The following is a 23,838-nucleotide window of genomic DNA, read 5'->3' on the forward strand; positions in this document are numbered from 1 at the left end:
AATGCGCCGTTGGTGCCGTGCGTCGCCAGAAACGCTTAAACCTCTCGATGATTCTGGACCACCGTTTTCAACATGGTTTGAAACAAATTCTCTATGAAATCAGGATCGACACCGGAATCAGCGGCTAACTTGCGCACTTTTACAATCTGTAAACGCTCCCGATCTGGATCTCTTGCTTCAAGACCGGTTTCTTTTTTTAACACCCCGACTTGCGCTGTCAGTCCAAAGCGCTGACCAAGCAGCGCGACCAACTGTGCATCGACAATATCGATTTGATCGCGTAACTGTAATAACTGCGGATTAATGACGGTATCTGACATGGAACCTCTCATATTTTTGGTGCAAAGTTGCGTCTTCATTTGTGGCCAAACAAGGCCACGCTGCAAAAATCAGACAACTTAGTTTAGCTTATCGCTGTCCACTAATTCTCGGATTATGCCGATTGTGTCGATATCTGCCTGTAAATAGGCGCTCCGACGAAACTCATCGACCATTTCCTCTTCTGCGCTGATAGCGGTCCCGCTCGATTCATCGGTATACGAAAAACGTACAAACAGTGCGTCCTGTTGAGGTTGCTCGATAGTCATGGTCAGACTTGATCCCAACAATTCCTCTTGCGGTGGGACCTGATAACGCACTTGCAATTGCGGTAAATACGTCACAATATCGCGGATGATGATTTTGCCGTAACGCAACTCTCGCGAGAGCGAATCGATCGATTTTTCCAGGATTTGGCATGCGTCCAGATGCGGAACGAATAACATCGGCTGTTCAGCGCGCAGGACTAGCCCGCGCCAAAGTTGTTCAGAGGTCAACGGCTTAATCAATGGATTAAGCGGATCATTAATTTCGATTAAATGCGCAAATTTCATAAAGACTCAATAGAAGTAACTGCCTGATGGCGATAACCGAATTCTCCCATACTATGCCCGCGCCCAGCAAAAGCGTAAAAGTAAGACAAAAAAATCAGCGCGTGTCTGCGCAACAGTTCGCGTCACCTTAGCGGCATTGATGGTCCAGACTGTTAAAATAGTCTGCTTTGCTTCTTTCTGGTTGCCGCATGTCGTCTACTCCCAATTTTGGTCTCAATGCCCCACAACGGGAAGCCGTCAAATACATGGACGGCCCATGCCTGGTGTTAGCGGGCGCTGGCTCGGGAAAGACGCGCGTCATCACCCAAAAAATCGCGCATCTGATCGAAGATTGCGGCTATGAACCACGCCATATTGCGGCGCTGACTTTTACCAACAAAGCCGCGACCGAGATGCAGGAGCGGATTGCCAAGTTGTTAAAAGAACCAAAGCAAGCCAAACACATCACCGTGAGTACATTCCACTCGCTAGGTGTGAAGATTTTGCGGCAAGAAGCGCGTGAGTTAGGGCTAAAAGACCGATTTTCGATCATGGATAGCGACGATTGCTTTTCAATTGTGCAAGATTTAGCGATCACCACAGACAAACAATTAATTCGCCGGATTCAGACCGCCATGTCTTTATGGAAAAACGGTTTGATTGATCCAGAGCAGGCGCTCAATCAAGCCGTCACAGAAGATGAAGCACAGGCAGCGCGTATTTATCTGAGCTATGTGGCAACACTGAAGGCTTATCAAGCTGTCGATTTTGACGATTTGATTCGATTCCCGGTCGAGTTATTTCGCACTAACGAAGTTGTACGTGACAAATGGCAGCGCCGTTTGCGTTATTTGCTGGTGGACGAATATCAGGACACCAACACGTGCCAGTACGAATTGGTGAAATTGTTGGTCACCGGCGTCGGCAAAAAACCGATGTTCACAGCGGTGGGCGATGACGATCAGGCAATCTATGCATGGCGCGGCGCGACCATTGAAAATCTGAAAACGTTGCAAGTCGACTTCCCTGATCTAAAAGTGATCAAGCTGGAACAAAATTACCGCTCTTCGACCAGAATTTTGCAAGCTGCCAACGCTGTCATTGGCAACAATCCGAAAATGTTTGAAAAATCGCTCTGGTCCGATCACGGTCTCGGTGATCCGATCAAAGTCATGGGGATGGAAGATGATGAGAAGGAAGCTGAGCAGATCGCCATCATGCTATCGGCGCATCGCTTTGAGCGCCGCGCCAAGTTTGCCGATTATGCGATTCTGTATCGCGGCAATCATCAAGCCCGCATTTTTGAAAAAGCCCTGCGGCGCGAGCGAATCCCTTATGTGATGTCGGGCGGTCAGAGTTTTTTTGACAAGGCCGAGATCAAAGACATCATTAGTTATTTACGCCTGATCGCCAATGAAGACGACGATCCCGCGTTTATCCGCGCCATCACAACGCCAAAACGTGGGGTTGGTCAGGCCACTCTGGAAATATTGGGAACGGTCGCCGGACAATGGCAATGCTCGTTGTTTGAGGCGGTTTTTAAAGGCGGTATTGACGCCAAACTCTCCGACCGGCAGCTCTACCCGCTACGTCAGTTCGGCAACTTTATCAATCAACTTGAGTCTCGGGCCAGCCGCATCGGCCCCGCTGGCAGCGGCGAAAATGCGGCGGCGGTACTCGACGATATGATGAAGGAAATCAATTACGAGGGTTATCTGTACGATAGCTTCGATGATCGTCAGGCCCAAAGCAAATGGCAAAACGTTCTCGACTTTACAAACTGGCTCAAGGAAAAGGGGACGGGTGGTAAGGACGGCACCGGCGAAGAGAAGAATTTGCTGGAACTGACCCAAATGGTGGCGCTGATGTCGATGCTGGATGGCCGTGACGAGGAGCCTGACGCGGTGCGGATGTCGACTTTGCATGCGTCTAAGGGACTGGAATATCCGCATGTATTCCTGATCGGCGTGGAGGAAGGCATATTGCCGCATAAGGGCGATCCTGACGCACCGATTGAGGTCATCGCCGCGCGGATCGAAGAGGAACGTCGCCTGATGTATGTGGGTATCACCCGTGCGCAGCGCAGTCTGCACGTCAGTTGGTGCAAAAAACGCAAGCGTGCCGGGGAAAGCGTGCATTGCGACATGTCGCGTTTTATTAAAGAAATGAAGCTGGACGAAGGCGATGCGGTCCCGACCGAAGACGAAGTCATTACGCCGCAAAACCGGTTGGCGAATTTGAAAGCATTATTGCAAAAGCCGCGCGTAGCATGAGATGATAGGTTCAGCCTGGCAACAACCGCTATCGAGAATCTATTGGTGACGACAGACACTGAAGATGCCCGTAAGCCGAGTAAATTTAGCAAACCATTGTCACCAAGATAACCAAGCAACATTTCAGGAAATAAGAGAAATCACCATGAGCCTCGACAACCTCAAAGAATCATTGCAAAAACTGCACGCAACGCTAGAAAGCGGCGCACCTGTCGATCCTGAAACTAAAGCGCTACTGCAAACATTGGACGCAGATATACAAAGGATATTGGCTAACAATACGAACGCGACACCGGATGTATCGACAGAGGAAGCTAGTAGCGACCTGGTCAACCAGGCACAAAAAATCTCAGCACGTTTGGCTGTCCGTCATCCACATCTGGAACCGGTATTCCGCGAGATCGCCGATATGCTCACAAAAATGGGCATTTAAATAACCTGGCAAACGGACGCATAAATGCAGCATTTTTGCTGACGGTGTTGCTGCCATTGCGCCTGTATTTTTCCCCTCTTCCCTCATCCGCGCTGCCTACTTTGTAGCCAGTGTTACATGCAAAAGGGGAGTTACCAAACAAGACGCTTAGCGTGCTAAACGTCGATACGATGATATAGCGGCCGATTGAAGCGCCGCACGTATTTGCCATCATTTTCCTTGCGCCACCCTGCAGCGACAACAATGGGCAAACCCACCTTTGCGCCATTTGTTGTTTTGCAGATTGGCGCATCACTTTTTTAACGGATTAAACAGATTATTATGTGGTTTAAAAATCTACAAATTTATCGTATTCCCGCGCCTTGGGCGATCTCATCCGATCAACTGGAAGCGTTTCTGTCGAAGCAGGCATTTGCTGAGTGCAGCAGTTTAGAAATGCAAAGTCAGGGTTGGATTTCACCACGCGACAACGGAATGTTGGTACACGTCGTCAATCGCCAGTTGATCCTTGCGCTCGGAACAGAAAAAAAACTTCTGCCAGCCACAGTCATCAACCAGGTCACCAAGGCACGTGCGGCAGAGATTGAAGAGCAACAAGGTTTTGCGCCTGGACGCAAACAACTGAAAGACCTAAAAGAACAGGTAACCGACGAACTGCTGCCGCGTGCATTTAGTATCCGTCGCACGACTTGGGTCTGGATTGATCCAGTCAATGGTTGGCTGGTAGTTGACGCATCGAGCCCGGCTAAAGCCGAAGAAGTGTTGAAGCTTTTGCTTGGTTCCGTCGATAAATTGCAGGTTTCAGGCTTGCGCACCGTCCATTCACCGCTCACCTCCATGACCGACTGGTTGGTCGCAGATGAAGCCCCAAGCGGCTTTACGGTCGATCAGGATACTGAATTGCGCGCTAACGGTGAAGGCAAGGCCACCGTGCGTTACGTGCGTCACACGCTGGAAGCTGAAGACGTAAGGCGTCATATCGCAGCGGGCAAACAATGTACCCGCCTAGCGATGACGTGGGCCGACCGAATTTCTTTCGTGTTGACCGAAGGGCTGGCTGTCAAGCGCATAGCGCCCCTTGACGTGATAAAAGAAGAAAACGACGTTTCCAGCATAAACGATGACGAACGCTTCGACTCAGATCTGACCCTGATGACCGGCGAGTTAAATAAACTTCTCAGTGACTTGGTGTTTTCTTTAGGCGGGGAACCGACTGCGTAAGCATCGGTGACGTCTAATGAGCAACTGACCAACAGCAGGAAAAGCCCATAAAACTAGGCAGCAGCGGCATCGATAGACCCCATATCGTCGATGCCGTAACCATTCTCCTGCAGGTCGCCGCTGGCGACAACACGGTTACGGCCTGCCGATTTAGCGGCATACATAGCGGTGTCAGCGCGCTGAAAAGCCGATGCAATGGTTTCCTCTGGGCGGAAGTCAGTCACGCCGATAGAGGCTGTGACGGCAATCCCCACACCAAATTGGTGCCAGTTAAATATCGCCGTCTGGTCACAAATGCGTTCTAGCGCTACTAATCCATCGGATAAGGTTGTGCCGGTCAGAACCAATACAAACTCGTCCCCGCCATAGCGAGCGAAATGATCGCTATGACGCATCTCATGGCGTACGATTTGCACGAAAGCTTTTAGAACTTCATCGCCAACGGGATGACCAAAACGGTCATTGACGGTTTTAAAACCATCCAGATCCAGTATGGCAATACAGAACGATGCGCCACCACGCTGAAAACGTTTTTGTTCCGAATCCAAAATTTCGCCAAGAGATCGCCGATTTTCGGTATTCGTCAATTCGTCACGTGTTGCTAACTCTTGCACACGCTGCATAGCTAATAACAAGGCACTGTTTTTTTTAGATAGACGCTTGCCGAGACGCGTTAAATAATCAGCGATAAATACGCAGCGCCCTAGCGTCAGCGTAAAAGAGAGATAGACCAAAAACAGACTTTGCGAGGTACCCACAGGAAGACCTAGTCGGCTCCCTACCAAATAGAACGCAACCGCCAGTCCCAACGCTCCGATAATCCAGCTAAAGACGTAGCGTAAGGTAGAAAGAGTCGCAACACCAAAGGCGTACACGGTAAAGAGGTTGATCAAAAACAGGTAACCAACTTCTGGCACCAAAATAACAAAACCGATTTGTCCAAAGGCGGCCACCATCAATTGTGCCAATGTCATGGTTGGATCTTTTAGCCTGCGGTTGTAGCCGCTCTTAATCAACAGGTAGAAGATGCCGTTAATCAACACAGCCATTGCGCCATACATCAAAATAAGAGGTGCAGCGAGCACATCAATGGCTGCAAAGGCAGAGAGCAACAGAGTATCCAGGACGTAGCTAAAGGTCACCCAGTAAAGCATACGGCAGGTGATTCTGTTAATTCGAATAAGTTGTTCGGGTTCCATTACCTGGCAATCGGTTACATACTTATGTTTGCTACGGTGAGTGCGATTTAAGCACAACTGCTATCAACGATTTATTACCGGCGAAGGCCTAAAGTGATAATAAAATAAGTATAGCAACCGACAATAGCGCGATGTTGCGATGCTGGCAAGCCAACTGAATGAAGTTTTGGGAATACATGAAAGATAGGTTTTCCCACATGAAACAACAGTGTTGAAACATGGAAATAATGTCTTGCTTGCACTACAAAAGTTGCCATAAAGCACTTCTATGCGCCCTAATGTTCGTTACACCGCGGGTAGCAATACGCGTCACAATAATAGTCACAATACGCCCGATCAAAACAAATTAATAGACGAAAAAAGACGCACTTAGGCGCGTCTTTTTTTTGTTCTTGGGCGGACGAGAGCCTAACGACCAGGGCAGAGTCTTATAAACAAACGTTATATTATTTTCAATGTCTAAATGTACTGTCGCTTGTACTGTCAAAAGTAAATCCTTAGCATTTACCGCCCTCCTGCCCCGGACACTTTATCGCCCTGGCAAGCAATTGCCACTACTTTGTACCAAAAAGATGCTTCACCACCTATCCTGCCCTCATCTATTTTCCGTCATTTAATGAATCACCCGGCGTTAAAAAGCCCGCCACAATGGGAGAGCTTGGCTGATTAGTTAAATAACGCTAATTGACCTCGGCAAGACCGACAGTACTGACAGACATCTTCCATTTCCCAAAACGGAAGCGGATATATTGCCGAACACGGACAGATTTTGGATATTGACATGCAGCCATGGCAAATACCTCCTATAAGTTCGCTTAACCTTAATCGGCGGCCGATAGCCTACTATTCCGATGCTGTTGAAAGTAAAAACATGCAAGAGAAAATTGGGGGGCCGCCTCAATTTCCTTTTACTTAAACGCCAAAAGAATGTCCGTTTTTTAGGCGTTTTTCAATTCGCCACGCTTTTGTAACTGCTCACGTCGGTAAAGCGCGGCTCGATGTGAAACGCTAAATCAACTTGAATTTCCCATGGAGTTAACAGACTTTTTTCCTCAATGAGCGAGAGTGGCTTTAGAGGTAATCGGCAGTCAACGGGTGGGTACTTTAGGCATTTATGACAGTATGTATTTTGACAGTAGATTAGATACTGTCATAAAATCTGGCTGTCAATGGTCAACGATGGGCGCAACAGGCGACAAAAAACCCCTAAGTCTTTGATCTCTTAGGGGTTTGTCGGCAAACTTGGCTAACGTTTGACATATAGTTGGCGGAGCGGACGGGACTCGAACCCGCGACCCCCGGCGTGACAGGCCGGTATTCTAACCAACTGAACTACCACTCCTTGTTTTTACTGCATCTTACCTAACGACTATTCGGCTAAGTGGTGGGTGCTGAGAGGCTCGAACTCCCGACCTACGCCTTGTAAGGGCGCCGCTCTACCAACTGAGCTAAGCACCCAAATGCTTATTCAGCCGAACTTCCGTGGCGTTTGTCACAACCCCAGAGAGGCCGAATTATACATGAGTTTTTTTATTCGTCTAGGGTTTCATGAAAAATTCTTAAAAGAACTTTAAACCGATCATGGCCGGCCGCATTAAACCTAGTCATCTGACGGGCTAGAGCGCTGAATTCCACTTAATTCCAAACCTAAAATCGAAAGAAACTATCACCCATCCAGAACAATGCAGCGGATACTCATTGCGCGACTAAATCACACCGTCACCTCGCACAAAGCAGCCACAACGGGAAAAATCTCAAATAACCAATCAGGTTAGTTGGAATACCCGGTATCCCGCCACGGTGACGCATAACGCTATTTGGTTGGTTATACTGTACGTTACCGCCCATTTATACTTCAGGATTGACTATCTCTACTTTATTTCGCCGTATCCTTCATGCCATACTTTTTGAAATAGGCGCACTCGTTATTCTGGTCCCGTTGATGTCATACGGACTTGGACTAGAACTGTTTCACTTCGGCGCGCTGGCATTGATCCTGGCACTTTGCGCAATGGCTTGCAATATGCTCTACAACCATGGATTTGAATGGTTTGAGACACGTTATGGCTGGGTCAGAACCATTGCCGTCAGAGTGGGTCATACACTTGGCTTTGAACTCTGCTTCATGGCTGTGGCCTTACCCATTACCGCCTGGTGGATGAGCATCAGCGTGGTTCAGGCATTTATGCTGGATCTGGTGTTTTCGGTATTTTTTATGGTGTATGCCTTTTGCTTTAACTGGCTCTACGACATCGCGCGTCGTCGCCTGAAGATGCGAACTGAGTAAATCATTGCCACCCGTTGGCGCTAACAAATTGCTAACAAAGTGCTAATATTTAGGTGTGATCTTTTGTTCGAATAGTTCGATCCCGAGGTGACCTATGAAACGCAAGGCGTCGACTGTTACCATGTGCCTCATGGCACTTATCTCGATAAGCCTCGCCGGTTGCGTCGGTGGACTAATAGATCGACTTAGCAATAACTCGCCGACTATCCCTGCGAATACTGCCACACCCACGAATACAACGACGATAGATGGTTATAAACGCAATCTTGCCCAACGTATTGTTGCGGTCAACTCCACCAAAGTGTATATCGGTCGGCCGCAAGCGTTGTTGAGGGCGGTAATCGTATTGAAGTTTTATATCGATGCTGATGGCCAGTTATTACGCACGCAAATTATGCGCACTAACAAAGACCGTGCCGCCGAAGCGGTCGCCATGCTCTCGGTAAAAAACGCAGCACCTTTTCCGAAGCCTGATAGGGACTTATTACGCAAGGGCGAGATAGAAATTTCCGAAAGCTGGCTATTTAACACTGATGGCCGCTTTCAATTGCGCTCCATAGCCGATGCGCAAATGGACGAATAAATACAAATGCAATCAAAATAGGCGACGTTAAGACTTTATCTGACGTAACGAGGGGACACAATGGTGGTGGCTTGCGTCTCCTCTGCATCTCGCCTACCATCAGACCTTATAGCAAAACTTCCTAAGCGTATTCGCAGAATGATGTCGGTACGTTTTGTCTTAGCAAGTTCATTCGCTTATTTAAAGAGAAATCATCATGGAAGTTAAACCACCAATAACCCTCTCTAGTTTCGATATGGAGCGGATTGAGCAATTGCTGGAATCGCAGACCTATCGCAATGTTGCGGCAGTGGAGTTGTTAAATGAGACACTGCGCCGCGCACGAGTAGTCAACCCTGAAGATATTCCGGCAGACGTCGTCACGATGAATTCTGCTGTGCGTTTTATAGACGATAAGACCCAAACAGAACACGTCTTAACATTAGTGTATCCGCACCAGGCAAAATCGCTCGACGCCGTGTCTATTCTGGCACCAGTTGGCGGTGCCTTACTCGGCTTATCAGTCGGTCAATCGATTGCCTGGCAGGGTCCGGTCGGACGTGAATGTCAGTTGCGTGTATTAGAAGTCACTTATCAGCCGGAAGCCAACGGCGAATTTCACCTTTAACATTGTTTTTGAGTATTATTGGCACGTCCATTATCATTATGGCTGCGTGTTTTTCGACGCCAAAAACGTTTCTATCTCATCAATTTCTTACCTCACAATTGTAATAGGCCATCATGTCAACCGCAGATTATCAGCGCCCATCCAAGCTTTACCGGTATTCCGAACGACAGTGGCTCGAACGGGCTTTGACGCTCGGAGAATTCCGTCTGCGTCCTCCTGTGGAAAGTTTGCAAATAAATCATTTGCATAATCCATCCCGCGCCTCGCCGCAACTGCTCACTCTCAGCTTGAGTTGCGCCGCGGATGATGCGCTATATAACGAGTTTGCCAATAGCGACTGTTGTCTGGTGATCAATGATCCCGAAGAATTTGGAGAACGCATCCATCGCGCAGCGCAACGCCTGTTGCCGAGTTGGACCGGCATCGACGGTGCGATTTCTTACGGTAAACCTAATCCATTGGGCGCTGCCTTCACAAAAAATCAGGGGAACGCCATACAAAAGGAATGGCTATTTGCCTGGCGGCCGACCCAACCAACGATGTCGCTGCGCCCTATCATCATACAAATTGGGAATATTGAAACCATTGCTGAACTAAGATCCAAAACAAATTAGTAACCACTTACTTACCGGCGGCACTTGATTCATACGATCCCTGCGCTTCAGTGATGATTAAAAACGAAGGTCACATAACTTGATTAATATCGCCGGTGGCAAAGCCATGGAGGGTGCGTCATCCCCGCTCATGTCGTCATGAATTTTCGCTTGATCACATACGTGAGTACAAAAACGGGAATTTCTGGATTATTGTTGATGAACTTTGGCATATCAGATTTTGATTAACATTCCATCTGAACGTATTTTATTGCCTCGCATTCAATTTTCCAGCGGCATTAAAATAATTACTCGAATGGAATATCAATTAATTCGATGTTGCTAAATATATATTGCAACCAATTGCCTTCGTGTCACTCCAATCTGGCATTAGAAGTGATTTAAAAAACAAGAACATTAACCGCGATAGGCAGATTTTCAGGATGCTATTCGTTATACTAGTATTTTATTGGCAAGGAGCCAACGATGTATAAATCGAGCTTTAAGACCACACGCGGCGATATCAGATCATTGGTAAAAGACGCGCAGGACCTGTTTCATGAGGCAGCAGCCAGCACTGGCGATAAAGCGGAGGTGCTACGCAATAAGGGACTGGAACTGCTCGATACAGCGGTAGCAAAAGCCCAGGATGTACAGACCGCAGCCCTCGAAACCGGCAAAGAAATTGCGGCCTCCACAGACGACTATGTCCATGAAAACCCTTGGGGTGCGGTCGTGGTATCGGCTACCATTGGCCTGCTCCTTGGGCTTATTATTTCCCGTAAATAACCGCAACTTAACCATCAGGCGAGCATGGACAACGCAACATCCAAGCATTCCAATACCAAACAATCAGCGCCCCATCAACCAGGGCTCATGTCTGGTATGGTTGGCATCGCCAAAAACATGTTCGCGCTAATTATCAGCCGGATTGAACTTGCCGCACTGGAGTTCACCGAAATTGGCTCGCATATCGTCAAATTGCTCCTGGTTTTCTCTCTGGGCATCCTGGCGTTATTGTTTGCGTTGGCATTTTGGAGCGGCCTTGTCGTAGTGCTTGCTTGGGACGCATTGGGCTGGAAAATACTTCTGATTTTGGCCGCGCTATTTAGTATCGTCGCCATCGCCATGGGCCTCTACGTGCGCACCATTTTGCGCCAGGGCCGTATCGGCCTACCGCAAACCATGCACGAACTTCGGCAGGATCGGGATGCGCTACTTTGACGCTATACTCTCACAAGAAGGTCAGATATGAATTCTGAATCCCACGCCGATAGAAAGCGCTCTTTAGCGCAACGCAAACTGCAATTGTTACGAGAAGGCGGCGCATACCGTGACGAAATTTTGCGCTGTCGGGATGGCGTCAGATCAAATATGTCGGGCGGGGCGCTAAGCAAAGGTCTGTTAGGTCGGATTGCCGGAACGGCTTACGCAATGATGACAAAACAACCAAGCCTTTTCTCCCTCTCTCGTTTGCAATCATTGGCGCCGATATTGGTGACCGGTGTATCCATCTTATCAAAGCGTCCGATCCGTAAATCCCTATTTGTGGGCGGCATCCTGATCGCAGCCGCAAGCACCGCTGCTTACTTGAGTAATCGCGATAAAAAAGTAGCCGATAACGAATAGTCGGAAACTCAGCAAGACTATGCTGATGTATCATTTAGGAAACATCGCTTAATTAATGAGGGAAAAATGAATAAATTCAAGCTCGGCGCAGCAGCATTAGCAGTCACCCTGGCGACTGCAGGATGCGCAAACATGTCAGATACGGAGCGCGGCACGGCAACCGGCGCAGGTGTTGGTGCAGGTATCGGCGCACTACTCGGTGCCGTAACCGGCCCGGGCGGCGGTGGGCGCGCACTCGGCGGAGCAGCCATCGGCGGTGCTATCGGCGCGGTTGCTGGCAATATCTGGTCAAACAAGATGGAAAAGCAGAAACAGGCAATGCAACAAGCCACCCAAGGTACCGGCGTGCAAGTCAGCCAGACTGCGGATAACCGCTTGAAACTGGCAATACCTAGTGATGTTTCGTTCGCGACCGGCCGTGCCGATATCACGCCTAACTTCCGACCTATTCTGGAACGATTTGCGACGACGTTGGCCGACAATACTGCCACCACGGTCACCATCATCGGCCATACCGACAATACCGGCAGTGATGCAATCAATGATCCTCTGTCGTTACAACGTGCAGCAAGTACGCGCAACTATTTGACAGCACGCGGTATCTCACCAAATCGTTTTGGCATCGAAGGCCGAGGCTCGCATGAGCCAGTAGCGTCCAACGACACCAGCTTCAATCGCGCACAAAATCGCCGCGTTGAAATTTACGTTGCAGAACCACAACAAACTCAGCAACGCTAGTAGCTGAGTTAAAAGTAACCGGTGAATACGATTAAAGCCGGTTGCGATTGCCCAACAAAAAGCCGACTCAATGAGTCGGCTTTTTAATGCGTTCGTAATTTAACTCACTGCACGTGAGTTAAATTTTACTTTGCAGAAGCAGAAGCAGCAACCGGAGCAGCAACAGCGCTCGCGGAAGCCGAGCCAGACGCAGCCGCGGCAGCAGGCGCTGGAACAACTGGGTCTTTAAACTTTCCACCCGATGCATTCACCATGAAGACTACTGCGCGGGCGACTTCAACATCATCAAGATCAGGGTTACCACCTTTGGCTGGCATCGCACGCAAACCGTTAATCGCATAACCAATCACTTTGTCCTCGCCATCCGCAAGGCGCGGTCCCCATGCACTTACATCGCCAAATTTAGGCGCGCCAGCGGCACCGCTACCATGGCAAGCGACGCAAGTCGACTTGTACACTTCTTCACCAGTCAAAAATATCCGTGGTGCATTAACGTCTTTAAAAGTAAAACCTTCATCCGCGACTGGCTTCAATCGGGTTGCTATCGCTTCCGGAGTCTGTCCCTCAGATCCAGCCCCCGTTTTTTGCGCATTGGTGACGAACTCCACCAATAGCACGATACAAATAATAGGGACTAAAAAGCCTGCCAGAATAGCGATAATCAACTGTTTTGGCGTCTTGATTGCAGATTGTTCTTCGTTGTGTGCGTCGCTCATGTTTCCCTCAGTACAATTTTCAAAAACCGGTGGGCAAATACAGACGCGCGTAAAAAAAGACAGAACAACGCACGGTCTCTCGCCAAACCCTTGATTATAGTCGTAATAATCACAATTTGGGACGATAAAGCAACGTAATTCATGGACGAACACACCGAAAAACGGTATCCTTCGTACCTCTCATATGCGGCTGTAGCTCAGTGGATAGAGTATTGGCCTCCGAAGCCAAGGGTCGCTGGTTCGATTCCAGCCAGCCGCACCATCAAAGAGTATATAAATCAAAGAGTTACATGCTTCGGCTTGTGGCTCTTTTTTATTTTCTGCGACCTACATCGCTCCATGTAACCGCTGTGTAACCCAATTCGATAAATACGAATGGAGTTGCCTAGTATTTATGCAGTCTCTAATTTATTCAATAAAATTTGAAGTGCAATATTTTTCGCACCGCCATTTTTTCCATAATGGATTTCGGAATGGCAAGTCGGGCAAATGGCGGCAACATAACGGGGATGGTCAGGCCCGCCATCTGAAACCCGAGTTGTGTGGTGGGGCTCAAGGTATGGTGTTCCGTCTAGTCGAGCAAATGGTGCTGGCGTCTTGCATGCTTCGCAAACTCCCTTCGACCTTAACAACACATAATACTTTACCGCTTTACTTCGCTTGTACAACGTACGCATTGCTGGCTGGGAAGAGGCCCCTTGCGATGCAGTTGCAGCATCAATAGCCCGGCTTCTCGCTTCAGCGAGAGTCTTTGGTATTGGCTCACTCGCATCGTCATGTCCTCCATCATCACGCTCTGACATCGCAGCTGCCTCAATTGGCACTAACTGAAAAATAATTAGCTGGCGCTGGTTTCCGTCGCGGTCGGGGCCTTGCTCTAATAGATGGTTGGCATAAAAAAACTCACCAACATAGCTCTGCCCTTTTCTTTGACCGAGGGAGCGGAAAAGATGAAGCGCACGTCCCTTTTTACTATGTTCAAGAATTGCCAGATTTCCACGGTTGAACTCCATGTTCCCGATTTGTCCTTCACCAACATAGGAGAAAACACTTCCGCCTTGCGCATCGAAGCCCTCGGTATCACTGTAGCCATATTGTTCACCACTCTCACCAGTAAATAAAAAAATTGCGTCAGAAATAGTAGAAGGTGCGATTCCGCTCTGTAAGCTTCCACCAAATGGCCCATGGATATCAACTCTTCGGTCGTATTTTTTCCCTATTTTAAAGCGAACAATCGGCCGTTGGGACGCTAACGAATTCGCTCCCGGTTTAGGTAAATTTAACGCCATTTTTTACTCCAGTATTATTATCTTATGGTAGGTGATTAAAATGCGTTAATAGGCCTGACGTTCCCAGTCTGGGGCAATCAAGGTATACGCTTTGCAATATTTTTTATAACGCCCTGCTTGGCATAACTTTTTCAAAAGATCAACGCAGCATTCAGCGCGCCGGATGAGACCTCGGGTTTTCCGGTCAGATCGATTATTGAAAAAGTCAAAGCGGGCGACTTATGCGACCTTCGTGCCTCTCTGCAGCATTTTCTCGTCATTCGCTATCTACATATGCACTGGCAACCGTTGGGTCAATGACGCGTTTCTCAACGTACATTGTGCTGTCCACTGACTCGGCACCAATCGCTTCAATGCCCATTTTGGACAATGTTGCGAAGAGGTCACCCAGCACCTCTTCCTTACGCATATAGAAACTAGAAGCGAAGCATCGCCAAAATGTCCACCCCGCGCGCTCAAGGATGCGCTGACGTGTCATATCATCCAGCCATTGACCAGGCCCATGGAACCGATCACCGTCGAGTTCGATGGCAAGGCGTCGGTCTTCAACGCCTTCGACCACGAAGTCAATCTTATATCCGCCGACTCTGACCTGAGGCTTCACACGGTAGCCTTTTATCGTCAGGATGTCGTATACCTCACGCTCAAAGCCGGAATCGCACAATTCGCGCAGGTCACGGACTTGTTGTGCGTCCTGTTTGAACGGCGATGAAAAATGGCGAATCAATCTGGAGCGTAAGTCTTCCGGTTTCATGTCCGCTTCATCCACCGAGCGGAACAGCATCATGCGCTCGCGTGCCCGCGAAGCGGCGACGTTATAACGCTGCTCAAAGGTTGCAGCGCTGCTGGTAGCACGGTCCCCCTTTGCAGAGACCATCGATACAAGCATGATGTCGCGCTCACCTCCCTGAAATGTGGGTGGCGTACCCACCATAATACGGCGCTCCAGAATATCGGTGATTGATATCCGCTGATGCACTAGGTCATGGATGTGCGCAGCCTGGGCTGTGCCATGCAGAGTGACGACACCGAGAGACCGACCGGTCAACGTAGGGTCTGCGATTATGCGCTCGATTTCGTCAACTATGGCATCGGCCTCTGGTGGATTGATATCACCTTTGCGGTACCCAGTTTTAACATAAACGTCAATCAACGGTGGGTCCAGGCGTTGGCTGCGACTCGGTATACGCAAAGGACGAATTTCGTTCTTATAAAATTCCCGGTTAGAAAATTCGATGATAGCCGGCACACAGCGGAAGTGTTCTTTAAGCATGGTTGAATTTCCGGCAAACACTACGCGTGCCAAGTCATAAATGGACTTGTCTGGTGTCATTTCGGACCCATGAGGCTGATTGGACAAGAAGCGATGATGCAATTCTTTGATTTTTTCCTCTGCCATACCAACCGCGCCAGGAGATACCTGCTTGTGGTCGCCAACAATAAGCAATTTTTTGCCGCGCAAGAGCACCGGAAACGCCCATATGTCCGATTGTGATGACTCATCGACAATTACTAGGTCGAACAATCCCAATTCAGCGGGAATGCTTTCGGAAACTCTCCATTGCGGCATGACCCAGCATGGAACAGCAGAGTATGCCCGTGTCATCGCTTCTCGGGCATTGCGACGATGGCGGATGGCCCTAACACCGGTGCCGCTGCCGACTGACTGAATCGAGTTGAGGTACTGCTGCAGGGCCTGCTGAGTCGATTCTGGGGAGTTATTGTAGACACCCAACCAGGTCTTGGCCGCAATCAATTCCTGGTATACCTTGCTCAACGAGCGCTCGGTCTCATGACGTTGCGCATGCAGTTTTTTGAGCTCGTCGTGAACATCAATGCTGTCCAAGAACGTTTTCGAACATCGCCAGAACCAGGCTTCCAGCCAGTTTGCGGGCGTCAAGGTGTCCACCTCGCCCAGTGCTGGCTCTATGCGCATTCTGTTTGCCCACCGAAACGCCCCTGCTTGCTCCACCCCCTCTGCAACGCGAGCAACAATGTCCAAATTTTCACGCATGCCATGCACTCGACGTAGCTCGGCCAACTTATCAGTCCACTCCAGCCGAATGTATTCAGGCTCACGGCCGGCGTTGCCCAATTCGTGTCGCAAGAACGCATCCATTGCAGTAACAACGGCGCCGGACTTTTGTTCGAGTTTTTCCAGATAGCCAGCAACGCGCAAAACAGCGTAGCTCAAGCGCCCCTTGTCTAAATGCTGAATAAGGCTCGCTAACATCTCCTCGACCGATTGGACCGAAGTACGAGCAAAGCTTTTGCCGAAAACTTCTCCAGCCTGCACTGGCAAAATACGTTCGTACGAAAGAACAAATTCTTTAAGGTGACCAATTTTTTCGGATATATCGGTTAACTGGCGCAATGCTTGAATACCGTTTTCTACGTGCGGCAAGTCGTATTCGCTGGCAACTGCGTTCCAACCAGCCACAAGCTGACGCGCGTCTCGGCGGTGCTGGCACGTGTCCGCGACAGACTGCCATGCCTCTTCGCTGGCGGGCTTCACGCCCGAGACCGTCACCCCTAGGATAACGTCTCTGGCATCCTTCTTACCGAACGGCAGTGCAAAAGCACTCTTCCCTTGAATTAACCGGGTCAGCGCCTCGTTGAACTCCTGATGCATTTCCGCATTTGCCGCAAGTTCGACCGGAGTCTTCATTAAATTTTTGCGCCGCACCTCAAGGTCACCAATGGCGGATGACAGCTCGTTTAACTGCACGAGCACAAGGTCTGGCTGCTCAGCAGCATAAGCTTTGGCCAATTTCGGTGCCCAGGTATTGCCGTATGCATCCACTTCCAGTTTACGCTTTAGGTACGCTTCGAGAAAGGGAACAAAATTTTCAGCCTTCAGGAAAGTCTCCGGCGTTGCGTCAACCAATGGAAGCGTGTCACCCGATTTCACCTTGGATTCAATTTGCCGCGCTCGCACCAAATCATTGTGCAAGGTAGATAGGTCAGCACCAGAGCCGAAATCTTCAGCGACCGGCAATTTAACCGACAGGTAGACAAGGTCTTCTTTTAAAATCACTCGGGCGATATGCGCAGCAGCGATTTCGCTGGCAGCGAACGGTACGCTCCCGTGACGAGCTGCATCAAGCTCATCATCCAGCCAGCAATAGTTATCCTCGTTGTCCAAAACAAAATGGGCAAGGTCGGGAGGATTCATCTCTTTCCCATGCAATATAAACTTGCTCAGATGCTTGCGTGCGAACTCGGCGATGTTTGCATCGATAGCGGCAAGTCGCCGGTGCATTTCGTCGAGTTGCTGCTGCGCGTTGCTAATTTCGAGTGCAACACGGCTAGGCTGCAGTGAACTCACACGCGTAGCGATTTGCTGAATGGATGCCTCAAATTGCTTCATGCCGGCTTTGTCTTCGGACAAAAGTGCGACACACAGAGGGCGAATCGATTCAGGCAACTTTTCCTGAACTACTGAAAGAGCAGCCTCCCCTTTTGATGTGACCAAAACGCGTTTACCTTGCGCCAAGTAGTGGCTGATGATGTTAGCGATAGTGTGCGTTTTGCCAGTCCCGGGCGGCCCTTGAACGACAGAGCCATCCCCTGTTTCTAACTGCTGAACAATGGCTACCTGCTCGTCGTTATATGGCATAGGGAAATACAATTCACGGACTCCCTCGGCCGCGCTACTTGAAGATAATCCGCGGAAAATAATGCGCTCAGGGACTTTCACTTCAGCGCTACCTCGTTCTACGAATCCTCTAATTACCTTCGGCACTTCAGCGTTATTTTCCAATTGGGCAATCAGACGTTCGATATCCTGTAATAGGATGTGTTCCGACCGCTTACGTGCGTAGAACACCCAAGTGTCTGTGACACATAAGTTCTCGTTAGCATCTGGTATGTGTCGATTGCTGGGGCTAATGTATTGACCGTTGGCATCCAGATTTGCCACCGCGTTCTTTAATACGCGCTCGAAGGTTATGGCGTCATATGGGGTAATGCTATTGGCAGCGGCTGCTTGGTCTGCCTTCCAAAAACCCATCACGGCCGGAACCCCGCCATTATCTATATCCGCATAGCAATCGAGTTCAAGGCGTGGTTCGACGTCACGCGGGCGAACTTCCAGGGCGTACGTGCGGTCATTGAGGGTTAAATCACACAATTGGGTAACGAGGGGATGCTTAATTGTTTTGCCTTTTCCCTCAGGCTTCCACGTCGTGTGCCCAATACCCCAGACCAGTTCGATGGGCGTTTCGGCACCTTCGGTCGACATGTGCTGCTGTAAAGAAAAGAGCTTGGCATACACCGCTATCGTCTTACGGCGCTCCTGCTCCACTAAGGCCCACGGCACCCAGAGTTGTTCGGCATACCAGTCGAACTGCTCTTTTATCTGAGGATGTTCTTCTAATGTTAACGTTATGACCTGAGCATCCTTTTTGGTGGAGGTCTTGATGATGACTTCCTTACGCAATTCCGGCTCTTTTGATGGCGATTTTGATAAGGACATCCAAGGCACTAGCTCAACGTCGGGCTCGGGGGGATTTACCTCTATCAGTCGCGGTACCCGCAGCCAGACATCATCCCCATTGTCTACCTGATTGAATTCCAGACCCGGAATTGCCCGGAGGTCCGCCTCAAGTGCGGCAAAGAATTCATTCGGCACTGTAATAGGCGCGGTTTTTGTTAGTTTCTCTACATGCTTGATATAGTCGAGTACTTCAATCACGGACGAGTTGTTCATTACGGTCATTGAAATAGCCTGTTTTTATTGAATGCTATGTGCGGTATAAACCGGATTTTTTTTGAAGTTTTTTCCAGAAAAACCTATTTGTCGCGTTCATACCACCGCTTTTAAGGCCATCTCTTAAGCAATTGTAACCGTCGTTATCAATTTATCATATGAAATTGAAGCACCTACTGTCCCCCCGAATGCGACACACCCCATCGGTAACTCAGAGGGAAACCTAACTTTTGCATGGTAGTCATGGAGTCTTGCGTCGTGCCGCTGATATTTTCGCCCTTCCTTCCGCTGTTTTTGGTCCGGTAGACAGACCACCGTGAAACTTACACCGGCCATTGCAGTAAATTGATTTGAGTTTGCACGGTGTTCCGGCTCTGGTTCTGGCTCCACATTGAAGGCCGAGCAGGTCAGCGGGCAGCCTCGGGAATGTCGGCGGCGGGTAGCAATAGGCTCGGCTTTTCCATTCCCGAGCAATCAAGGCATGTGCTTTGCAATATTTGCTGTAACGCTCTCGCTTATCTTTGCTCGTATTCATTCCAGTTCACGCGGCACGTCGCGTCGCGGCGTCAGCATGCGAATTGCATCAAACATGCTGCCTCCGGTGCGGTATGGACTGAAGCGATTACGGCGGGCTTGCAGGGTGCCATGGTAGTTGGCTTGATGAACTTGCCCAGGTCATCGGCCCATTGCGCGGCCAACTGCTCGTTGTCACGTTCGCGCTGAGAGGAACCTTCGGTGTCCGTTGACTCAGGCGCCGGCGGTGTCTGGCTGTCGGTCACCGGTTCCATCATCGCTGCCTTGCTTGTTGTACCGGTCCCATTGTTGGTAATGCTGGGCGCGTTTGAAGGTGAAAAAGATAGCGTTATTTTGTCAAACCCTACACAGGATAGGGTTTGACCCTTTTCGGATGTGACAGCTGCATCAAACCCTATAGGTTTGCTCATTCCGAACCCTATAGGCTTACGTTCCGGCTTGCATGGGCGAGTCATTATTCCGACGAACGTGCCTTTCGGCTTCACCTTTTCCAATGGCATAGTTAAGCCTAAGGCCAGCAGCAGCGGTACCGGGTCGTTCAAGTGCGGTAAAAGCAGTGCCAGCAACACGGTATCGGAAAGCCCACTATTGGCTTCCAGAACGTCAAACGCCGAATCTATCGCCTTTTGTCGTGTCTCGGCGCTACAGCGTTTCTGGGCCGCTTGTCGGGTCAGTCCATGCCGTTCCCCTACATTTATATGGAAGTCGGCTTGCATGGCTTGCAGCTTGGCGCGACCTCCCATCAAATCGCTGCCAATCATCCGGCCATCGACCAGCGGCAACAACAGAACGTGACAATGCGGGGCGGCTTCGTCGTTATGAACGATAGCACTGATAATTGGAGCTTTAAAGTATTGAGCCGCCCATTGGACCGACTCATCAAAAAACTGTGCATGGTCGATGGTCGACTGCGGCGACAGACCGAAAATGATTTCCAGCGCCTTTACAGCATCTTTACGGGTCGCCTTTATTCCTGCTTCGTTCATCAGAGTTTGTGCCTGAATGGCTACGGCTGCGGCTGTTCCGTGCCCATGCAAGATACGATTAAGCCCGACTCGCGCCGGGTCGATGTTACCTCCTGGAGCGGCTCCAATTTCAGCAAGTATTTCACGGCAATTGTGACGGGCGGCCACCTCGATGATGGCTTTACCGGTCAGCTTCTTGATGCGCAGAAACTGAGCGTGTTTCACGCACTTACCCAAACCAGCATTAGCATAGCCAGCGTTGAAAGGTCTGGCCCTGCTAATGTCACCAAACAGCCTAGTGTAAAAGCGGTGCGCTTCATGGCTTAGCCTTCACATCACGCAAGCGTTGCCAAGTGCAAACTGCGCGGCGGTCGTCGCCATCAAGCTCATAAATACCAAACTTGGTTGGATAGCCGTCACGGTCGATTCCTGGCGTTCGATGGCAAGGGGCGTGCAATCCACGGCGGCGTAACTCGGCCATCAACGCAGGTCCGTTTGATGCGCCTGCAATGCTGTCGATTTCCTCTCGCTTCCTCGGACGAATCATCAACGATTGAATCACGCGCAGGTGCCGCAGATTTTTGGTTCCCGTAAATTTACGAGGCGCGCTTGCTGTAAAATCCTCGGTGTCGCCAAGGTCCGATTCTGCTATTAGTGGGAGTTGGGCCTTTTTCATTTGGCGAGGCTCCCTTCGGATACGATGCGCAAAATATCGGCGACATTCCAACCCAGACGGCCCATGATGCGAATTGGGCGCAGCGGACCATCCTCGTAACAGGCCCATTTCCGCAAAGTCTGAGGTTTGCGGCCCAAGTGGAAGGCGGCGGCGTTGGTATCAATGACAGTGCGATTTTCGCGCACTAATGTCGGGTATTGAGTTTTGGTTTGCATCATCAAGCCTTCATGTTGATTGGTGAGGACTTGATGATTTAGCGAATGCTATTTTTCTCCGATAGAAGCGCGGCGTTATGCGTCGTGATGCGTCGTGATGCGTCTTTGCTCGGCAGTGTTCATTCTGTCGTTTAAATTTCGCCTCTTAAAAAATAGAACGTCCTCGCCCGATAGATACTTGATATCTTTTCCATCCATCCCTAATAGGCACCCAAACCGCACTAAGGCCAACTTTACAAGTTCATTCCATACATGGTGTCGGCTGTTAGGATTATTCGCCTGTTTTTTTGCTTCGTAAATCTCATCGCTAAGAATGGATGATTCTCTCACTTTAATCTTATGCACTACGCTTTGCTCTGCCTCTTGCTGATGCATTTCCCACACCACGGCAGGCGATATCGGCTTATATGACGACGCTTCCTGTTGCGCATCCTCATCCACGCCATTAAGGTCCAATCCAAGACACAGAAACTCATCAAAAGCTCGCAGTTCCTCCAAACTGCATGGAAATGATAACGCTGGCTTTGTCAGGTCATGTGTAGGATGTTCCGAGCTTATGCTTCGCTCTTCAGGCGTCAGCGACAATTCGGGGGCTGGAGGTCTAATGTAGACTCCATCAAATTTAACGGACAACCCATCAGTCCAATTCTCTGGGTCGGATATTTGGAATCTTTTTATAAATTCGCTATAGCCAATGTTTTTCATTACGCTCCTTCAAGCGCCATCATAATAGGGCACCAGTCAGGCCGGTGAAGGTTCCAGCTTTTCGTCCGCTAAAACTAGACTGGCGCTTTAAACTGTTTGTTTACCGTCAGGCGCTGGTAACTACCCGCAAGCCAGGGACCACGGGTATAAAGCTAATCTCAGCTTGTTCCAGTATCCACGCTTCTATTTTAACGTGCCACATGCGTAGCAGATCTAGCGGCCGGCGGCGGTAATGTTTTTCAGCAAGTGCGCTAGGTTTATGACCTTGAATCTGTGCCACAACCCCTGTCGGCACCTCGACCCATTCAGACAATGTACCAAACGAACGGCGCAAACCATGCAATGAGACGTGGGGTAAGCCTACGATTTGAAGCGCTTGGGTGTGGGCGATGCGCGGCTCTGTAATGTGTCCACTAGCCGCTGTGGGGCTGCTGAACACCCATTCGGTGCCGCGTGGCAGTTTGGCCAGTAGATGCGATAAATATGGCGTCAGTGGGATTGTGCGCAAGCCGTCAACCTTGTCACGGATGGTGATGCTGTTCCACTTGAAATCTACATCGTCCCATTTCATCACTTCCAGTTCACCGCGACGCGCACCAGTTATTAGGAGAGCTTGCAGATAGGCGCTGATAACCGGGCTTCCGATATTGCGGACGGCGGCGAACCAGTGCGACAGTTGCTCCCGTTGCAGGCAATCGCCTTCTTTTGTCTTACTGGTGGGGACGATGTCTTTTACTTCTTCCGTGACGCAACAGTCGGCGTGTACGGCATGTTGATATTCTGGGTGTTTTGCGCACCATCGAATAAAGGTGCGGAACTTGCGATAGGAGTTATGCGCAAACGTAGGGCGGGTTTGGCACTCATCCGCCAGCCACCCCATCACCACTGGCGCGGTAATTTCATTTAGCGGCTTAGCTAGCAGGCAAGCAAGTGGAGCAGCCTTCGCTATCTTGTCACCTATTTTGCATGGACCGCCGCCGGCATTCGCCGCAATGATATGGTCCGTACGATGTTGCGCTCCCCATTTTGGATGCGGTGCAGTCATGTAGGCATCCCATGCGGCCCGTGCGATTAATTCGCGCTTAGCCCGTTCAATGGCATCTAAGCGTAGTTGCGCTGTCTTTTTGTTTTCGGTGGCATCCCGGACGGATTGCGCTACAGCTAGGCCGTCAGCCTTTACTTGGCGAGGGTCCTGACCGTTATCGATAATTACTTTTAGTCGGCGGGCTTCGGCTTGCGCAGCATCGATTGCCCATACAGCCGGAGACCCGATAGTGATACGCATCGTTTTACCGTTTAACTTGGCCTGGAACATGTACGCTTTTGCACCCGGCGCTGTAGCGCGCAATCCCAAACCGGGCGCGGACGTATCCCAAAGGAAAGATTGGTCCTTGCCAGCTTCGCACTTGTACTCAGCAATTCGGCCAGCCGTAAAATTTACCTTTGCCATCGCCTATCTGCTCCCCATGCAATCCATGTAACCACCATGTAACCCAATTTGAAGTATATCAAGCAATATCAATCAATACAAACTAACAACGGTATATTTATAAGTAGTTGTTTTATATCAGTTATTCGTATTTTTTAAATATGTATCAACATCGATAAATGGC

At 49.7% G+C, this 23,838-nt stretch carries 23 protein-coding genes and 3 tRNA genes; 12 read left to right on the plus strand and 14 right to left on the minus strand.

The features are described 5' to 3' along the window. Nucleotides 1-35: 35 nt before the first annotated feature. A complete protein-coding gene (locus ACXX82_RS10365; RefSeq protein WP_322234375.1) occupies nucleotides 36-320 on the minus strand; it encodes a chorismate mutase in 285 nt (94 codons plus the stop codon). A 78-nt stretch (nucleotides 321-398) separates the two neighbouring features. Continuing rightward, on the minus strand, nucleotides 399-872 hold the full coding sequence (locus tag ACXX82_RS10370; RefSeq protein WP_458562872.1) for an SRPBCC family protein: 474 nt from the start codon (nucleotides 870-872) through the stop codon (nucleotides 399-401). A 188-nt stretch (nucleotides 873-1,060) separates the two neighbouring features. Between ACXX82_RS10370 and ACXX82_RS10375 the strand changes: the two genes are divergently transcribed. The 3 genes from ACXX82_RS10375 to ACXX82_RS10385 all read left to right on the plus strand — a co-directional run bounded on the left by ACXX82_RS10375 (nucleotide 1,061) and on the right by ACXX82_RS10385 (nucleotide 4,778). After that, entirely contained in the window at nucleotides 1,061-3,124 is a 2,064-nt protein-coding gene (locus tag ACXX82_RS10375) for a UvrD-helicase domain-containing protein (protein ID WP_323506578.1), read from the plus strand. 145 nt (nucleotides 3,125-3,269) lie between these two features. Continuing rightward, the gene (locus tag ACXX82_RS10380) at nucleotides 3,270-3,557 is read left to right on the plus strand and encodes a DUF4404 family protein (RefSeq protein ID WP_322234384.1); all 288 of its coding nucleotides are present in this window, start codon (nucleotides 3,270-3,272) and stop codon (nucleotides 3,555-3,557) included. Between the two features lie 321 nt (nucleotides 3,558-3,878). Then, on the plus strand, nucleotides 3,879-4,778 hold the full coding sequence (locus ACXX82_RS10385; protein ID WP_322234386.1) for a recombination-associated protein RdgC: 900 nt from the start codon (nucleotides 3,879-3,881) through the stop codon (nucleotides 4,776-4,778). 53 nt (nucleotides 4,779-4,831) lie between these two features. Here ACXX82_RS10385 and ACXX82_RS10390 read toward each other — a convergent pair whose 3' ends face one another. The 3 genes from ACXX82_RS10390 to ACXX82_RS10400 all read right to left on the minus strand — a co-directional run bounded on the left by ACXX82_RS10390 (nucleotide 4,832) and on the right by ACXX82_RS10400 (nucleotide 7,435). Then, nucleotides 4,832-5,932: a GGDEF domain-containing protein gene (locus ACXX82_RS10390; RefSeq protein ID WP_323506577.1), complete on the minus strand. Its 1,101-nt coding sequence runs from the start codon at nucleotides 5,930-5,932 to the stop codon at nucleotides 4,832-4,834. 1,310 nt (nucleotides 5,933-7,242) lie between these two features. Next, nucleotides 7,243-7,319, minus strand: a tRNA-Asp gene (locus tag ACXX82_RS10395). Between the two features lie 40 nt (nucleotides 7,320-7,359). Beyond that, nucleotides 7,360-7,435, minus strand: a tRNA-Val gene (locus ACXX82_RS10400). A gap of 403 nt (nucleotides 7,436-7,838) precedes the next feature. On the opposite strand from ACXX82_RS10400, the gene ACXX82_RS10405 reads away from it, so the two are divergent. From ACXX82_RS10405 to ACXX82_RS10440, 8 genes are all read left to right on the plus strand, one after another. Continuing rightward, entirely contained in the window at nucleotides 7,839-8,264 is a 426-nt protein-coding gene (locus ACXX82_RS10405; RefSeq protein WP_322234393.1) for a PACE efflux transporter, read from the plus strand. A 94-nt stretch (nucleotides 8,265-8,358) separates the two neighbouring features. Continuing rightward, on the plus strand, nucleotides 8,359-8,847 hold the full coding sequence (locus ACXX82_RS10410) for an energy transducer TonB family protein (protein WP_323506576.1): 489 nt from the start codon (nucleotides 8,359-8,361) through the stop codon (nucleotides 8,845-8,847). A gap of 196 nt (nucleotides 8,848-9,043) precedes the next feature. After that, nucleotides 9,044-9,454 carry a nucleoside diphosphate kinase regulator gene (gene rnk / locus ACXX82_RS10415; protein ID WP_322234398.1) on the plus strand — a complete coding sequence of 137 codons (411 nt, stop codon included), beginning with the start codon at nucleotides 9,044-9,046 and terminating at the stop codon, nucleotides 9,452-9,454. 113 nt (nucleotides 9,455-9,567) lie between these two features. Next, nucleotides 9,568-10,068: a hypothetical protein gene (locus ACXX82_RS10420; protein WP_322234401.1), complete on the plus strand. Its 501-nt coding sequence runs from the start codon at nucleotides 9,568-9,570 to the stop codon at nucleotides 10,066-10,068. Nucleotides 10,069-10,533: 465 nt separating this feature from the next. Further along, the gene (locus tag ACXX82_RS10425) at nucleotides 10,534-10,836 is read left to right on the plus strand and encodes an ElaB/YgaM/YqjD family protein (protein ID WP_322234403.1); all 303 of its coding nucleotides are present in this window, start codon (nucleotides 10,534-10,536) and stop codon (nucleotides 10,834-10,836) included. Nucleotides 10,837-10,860: 24 nt separating this feature from the next. After that, nucleotides 10,861-11,271, plus strand: coding sequence for a phage holin family protein (locus tag ACXX82_RS10430; RefSeq protein WP_322234406.1), 411 nt, complete (start codon nucleotides 10,861-10,863; stop codon nucleotides 11,269-11,271). Nucleotides 11,272-11,298: 27 nt separating this feature from the next. Further along, entirely contained in the window at nucleotides 11,299-11,676 is a 378-nt protein-coding gene (locus ACXX82_RS10435) for a hypothetical protein (RefSeq protein WP_323506575.1), read from the plus strand. A 66-nt stretch (nucleotides 11,677-11,742) separates the two neighbouring features. After that, a complete protein-coding gene (locus ACXX82_RS10440) occupies nucleotides 11,743-12,414 on the plus strand; it encodes a YiaD family glycine zipper/OmpA-like lipoprotein (protein WP_322234412.1) in 672 nt (223 codons plus the stop codon). A gap of 125 nt (nucleotides 12,415-12,539) precedes the next feature. Here ACXX82_RS10440 and ACXX82_RS10445 read toward each other — a convergent pair whose 3' ends face one another. Then, entirely contained in the window at nucleotides 12,540-13,130 is a 591-nt protein-coding gene (locus ACXX82_RS10445) for a c-type cytochrome (RefSeq protein ID WP_322234415.1), read from the minus strand. Between the two features lie 186 nt (nucleotides 13,131-13,316). On the opposite strand from ACXX82_RS10445, the gene ACXX82_RS10450 reads away from it, so the two are divergent. After that, nucleotides 13,317-13,392 (plus strand) — tRNA-Arg (locus ACXX82_RS10450). 130 nt (nucleotides 13,393-13,522) lie between these two features. Here the strand turns inward: ACXX82_RS10450 and ACXX82_RS10455 are convergent. From ACXX82_RS10455 to ACXX82_RS10490, 8 genes are all read right to left on the minus strand, one after another. Beyond that, on the minus strand, nucleotides 13,523-14,419 hold the full coding sequence (locus ACXX82_RS10455; protein ID WP_458562873.1) for an HNH endonuclease: 897 nt from the start codon (nucleotides 14,417-14,419) through the stop codon (nucleotides 13,523-13,525). Between the two features lie 256 nt (nucleotides 14,420-14,675). Continuing rightward, nucleotides 14,676-19,139 (minus strand): PDDEXK-like endonuclease domain-containing protein, encoded by a 4,464-nt coding sequence (locus tag ACXX82_RS10460; RefSeq protein WP_458562874.1) that lies wholly within the window; start codon nucleotides 19,137-19,139, stop codon nucleotides 14,676-14,678. A gap of 232 nt (nucleotides 19,140-19,371) precedes the next feature. Beyond that, nucleotides 19,372-19,665 carry an HGGxSTG domain-containing protein gene (locus ACXX82_RS10465; RefSeq protein ID WP_458562875.1) on the minus strand — a complete coding sequence of 98 codons (294 nt, stop codon included), beginning with the start codon at nucleotides 19,663-19,665 and terminating at the stop codon, nucleotides 19,372-19,374. A gap of 31 nt (nucleotides 19,666-19,696) precedes the next feature. Continuing rightward, the gene (locus tag ACXX82_RS10470) at nucleotides 19,697-20,854 is read right to left on the minus strand and encodes a plasmid recombination protein (protein ID WP_458562876.1); all 1,158 of its coding nucleotides are present in this window, start codon (nucleotides 20,852-20,854) and stop codon (nucleotides 19,697-19,699) included. A 91-nt stretch (nucleotides 20,855-20,945) separates the two neighbouring features. Then, on the minus strand, nucleotides 20,946-21,305 hold the full coding sequence (locus ACXX82_RS10475; protein ID WP_458562877.1) for a hypothetical protein: 360 nt from the start codon (nucleotides 21,303-21,305) through the stop codon (nucleotides 20,946-20,948). Next, nucleotides 21,302-21,523 (minus strand): DNA-binding protein, encoded by a 222-nt coding sequence (locus tag ACXX82_RS10480; protein ID WP_458562878.1) that lies wholly within the window; start codon nucleotides 21,521-21,523, stop codon nucleotides 21,302-21,304. Before ACXX82_RS10480 ends, ACXX82_RS10475 begins: the two co-directional genes overlap by 4 nt. Before the next feature lie 72 nt (nucleotides 21,524-21,595). Further along, nucleotides 21,596-22,225: a hypothetical protein gene (locus ACXX82_RS10485; protein WP_458562879.1), complete on the minus strand. Its 630-nt coding sequence runs from the start codon at nucleotides 22,223-22,225 to the stop codon at nucleotides 21,596-21,598. A 106-nt stretch (nucleotides 22,226-22,331) separates the two neighbouring features. Further along, complete coding sequence (locus tag ACXX82_RS10490) at nucleotides 22,332-23,675, minus strand: tyrosine-type recombinase/integrase (protein ID WP_458562880.1); 1,344 nt, start codon at nucleotides 23,673-23,675, stop codon at nucleotides 22,332-22,334. Nucleotides 23,676-23,838: the final 163 nt, after the last annotated feature.

The organism is Glaciimonas sp. GNP009, from assembly GCF_054343755.1.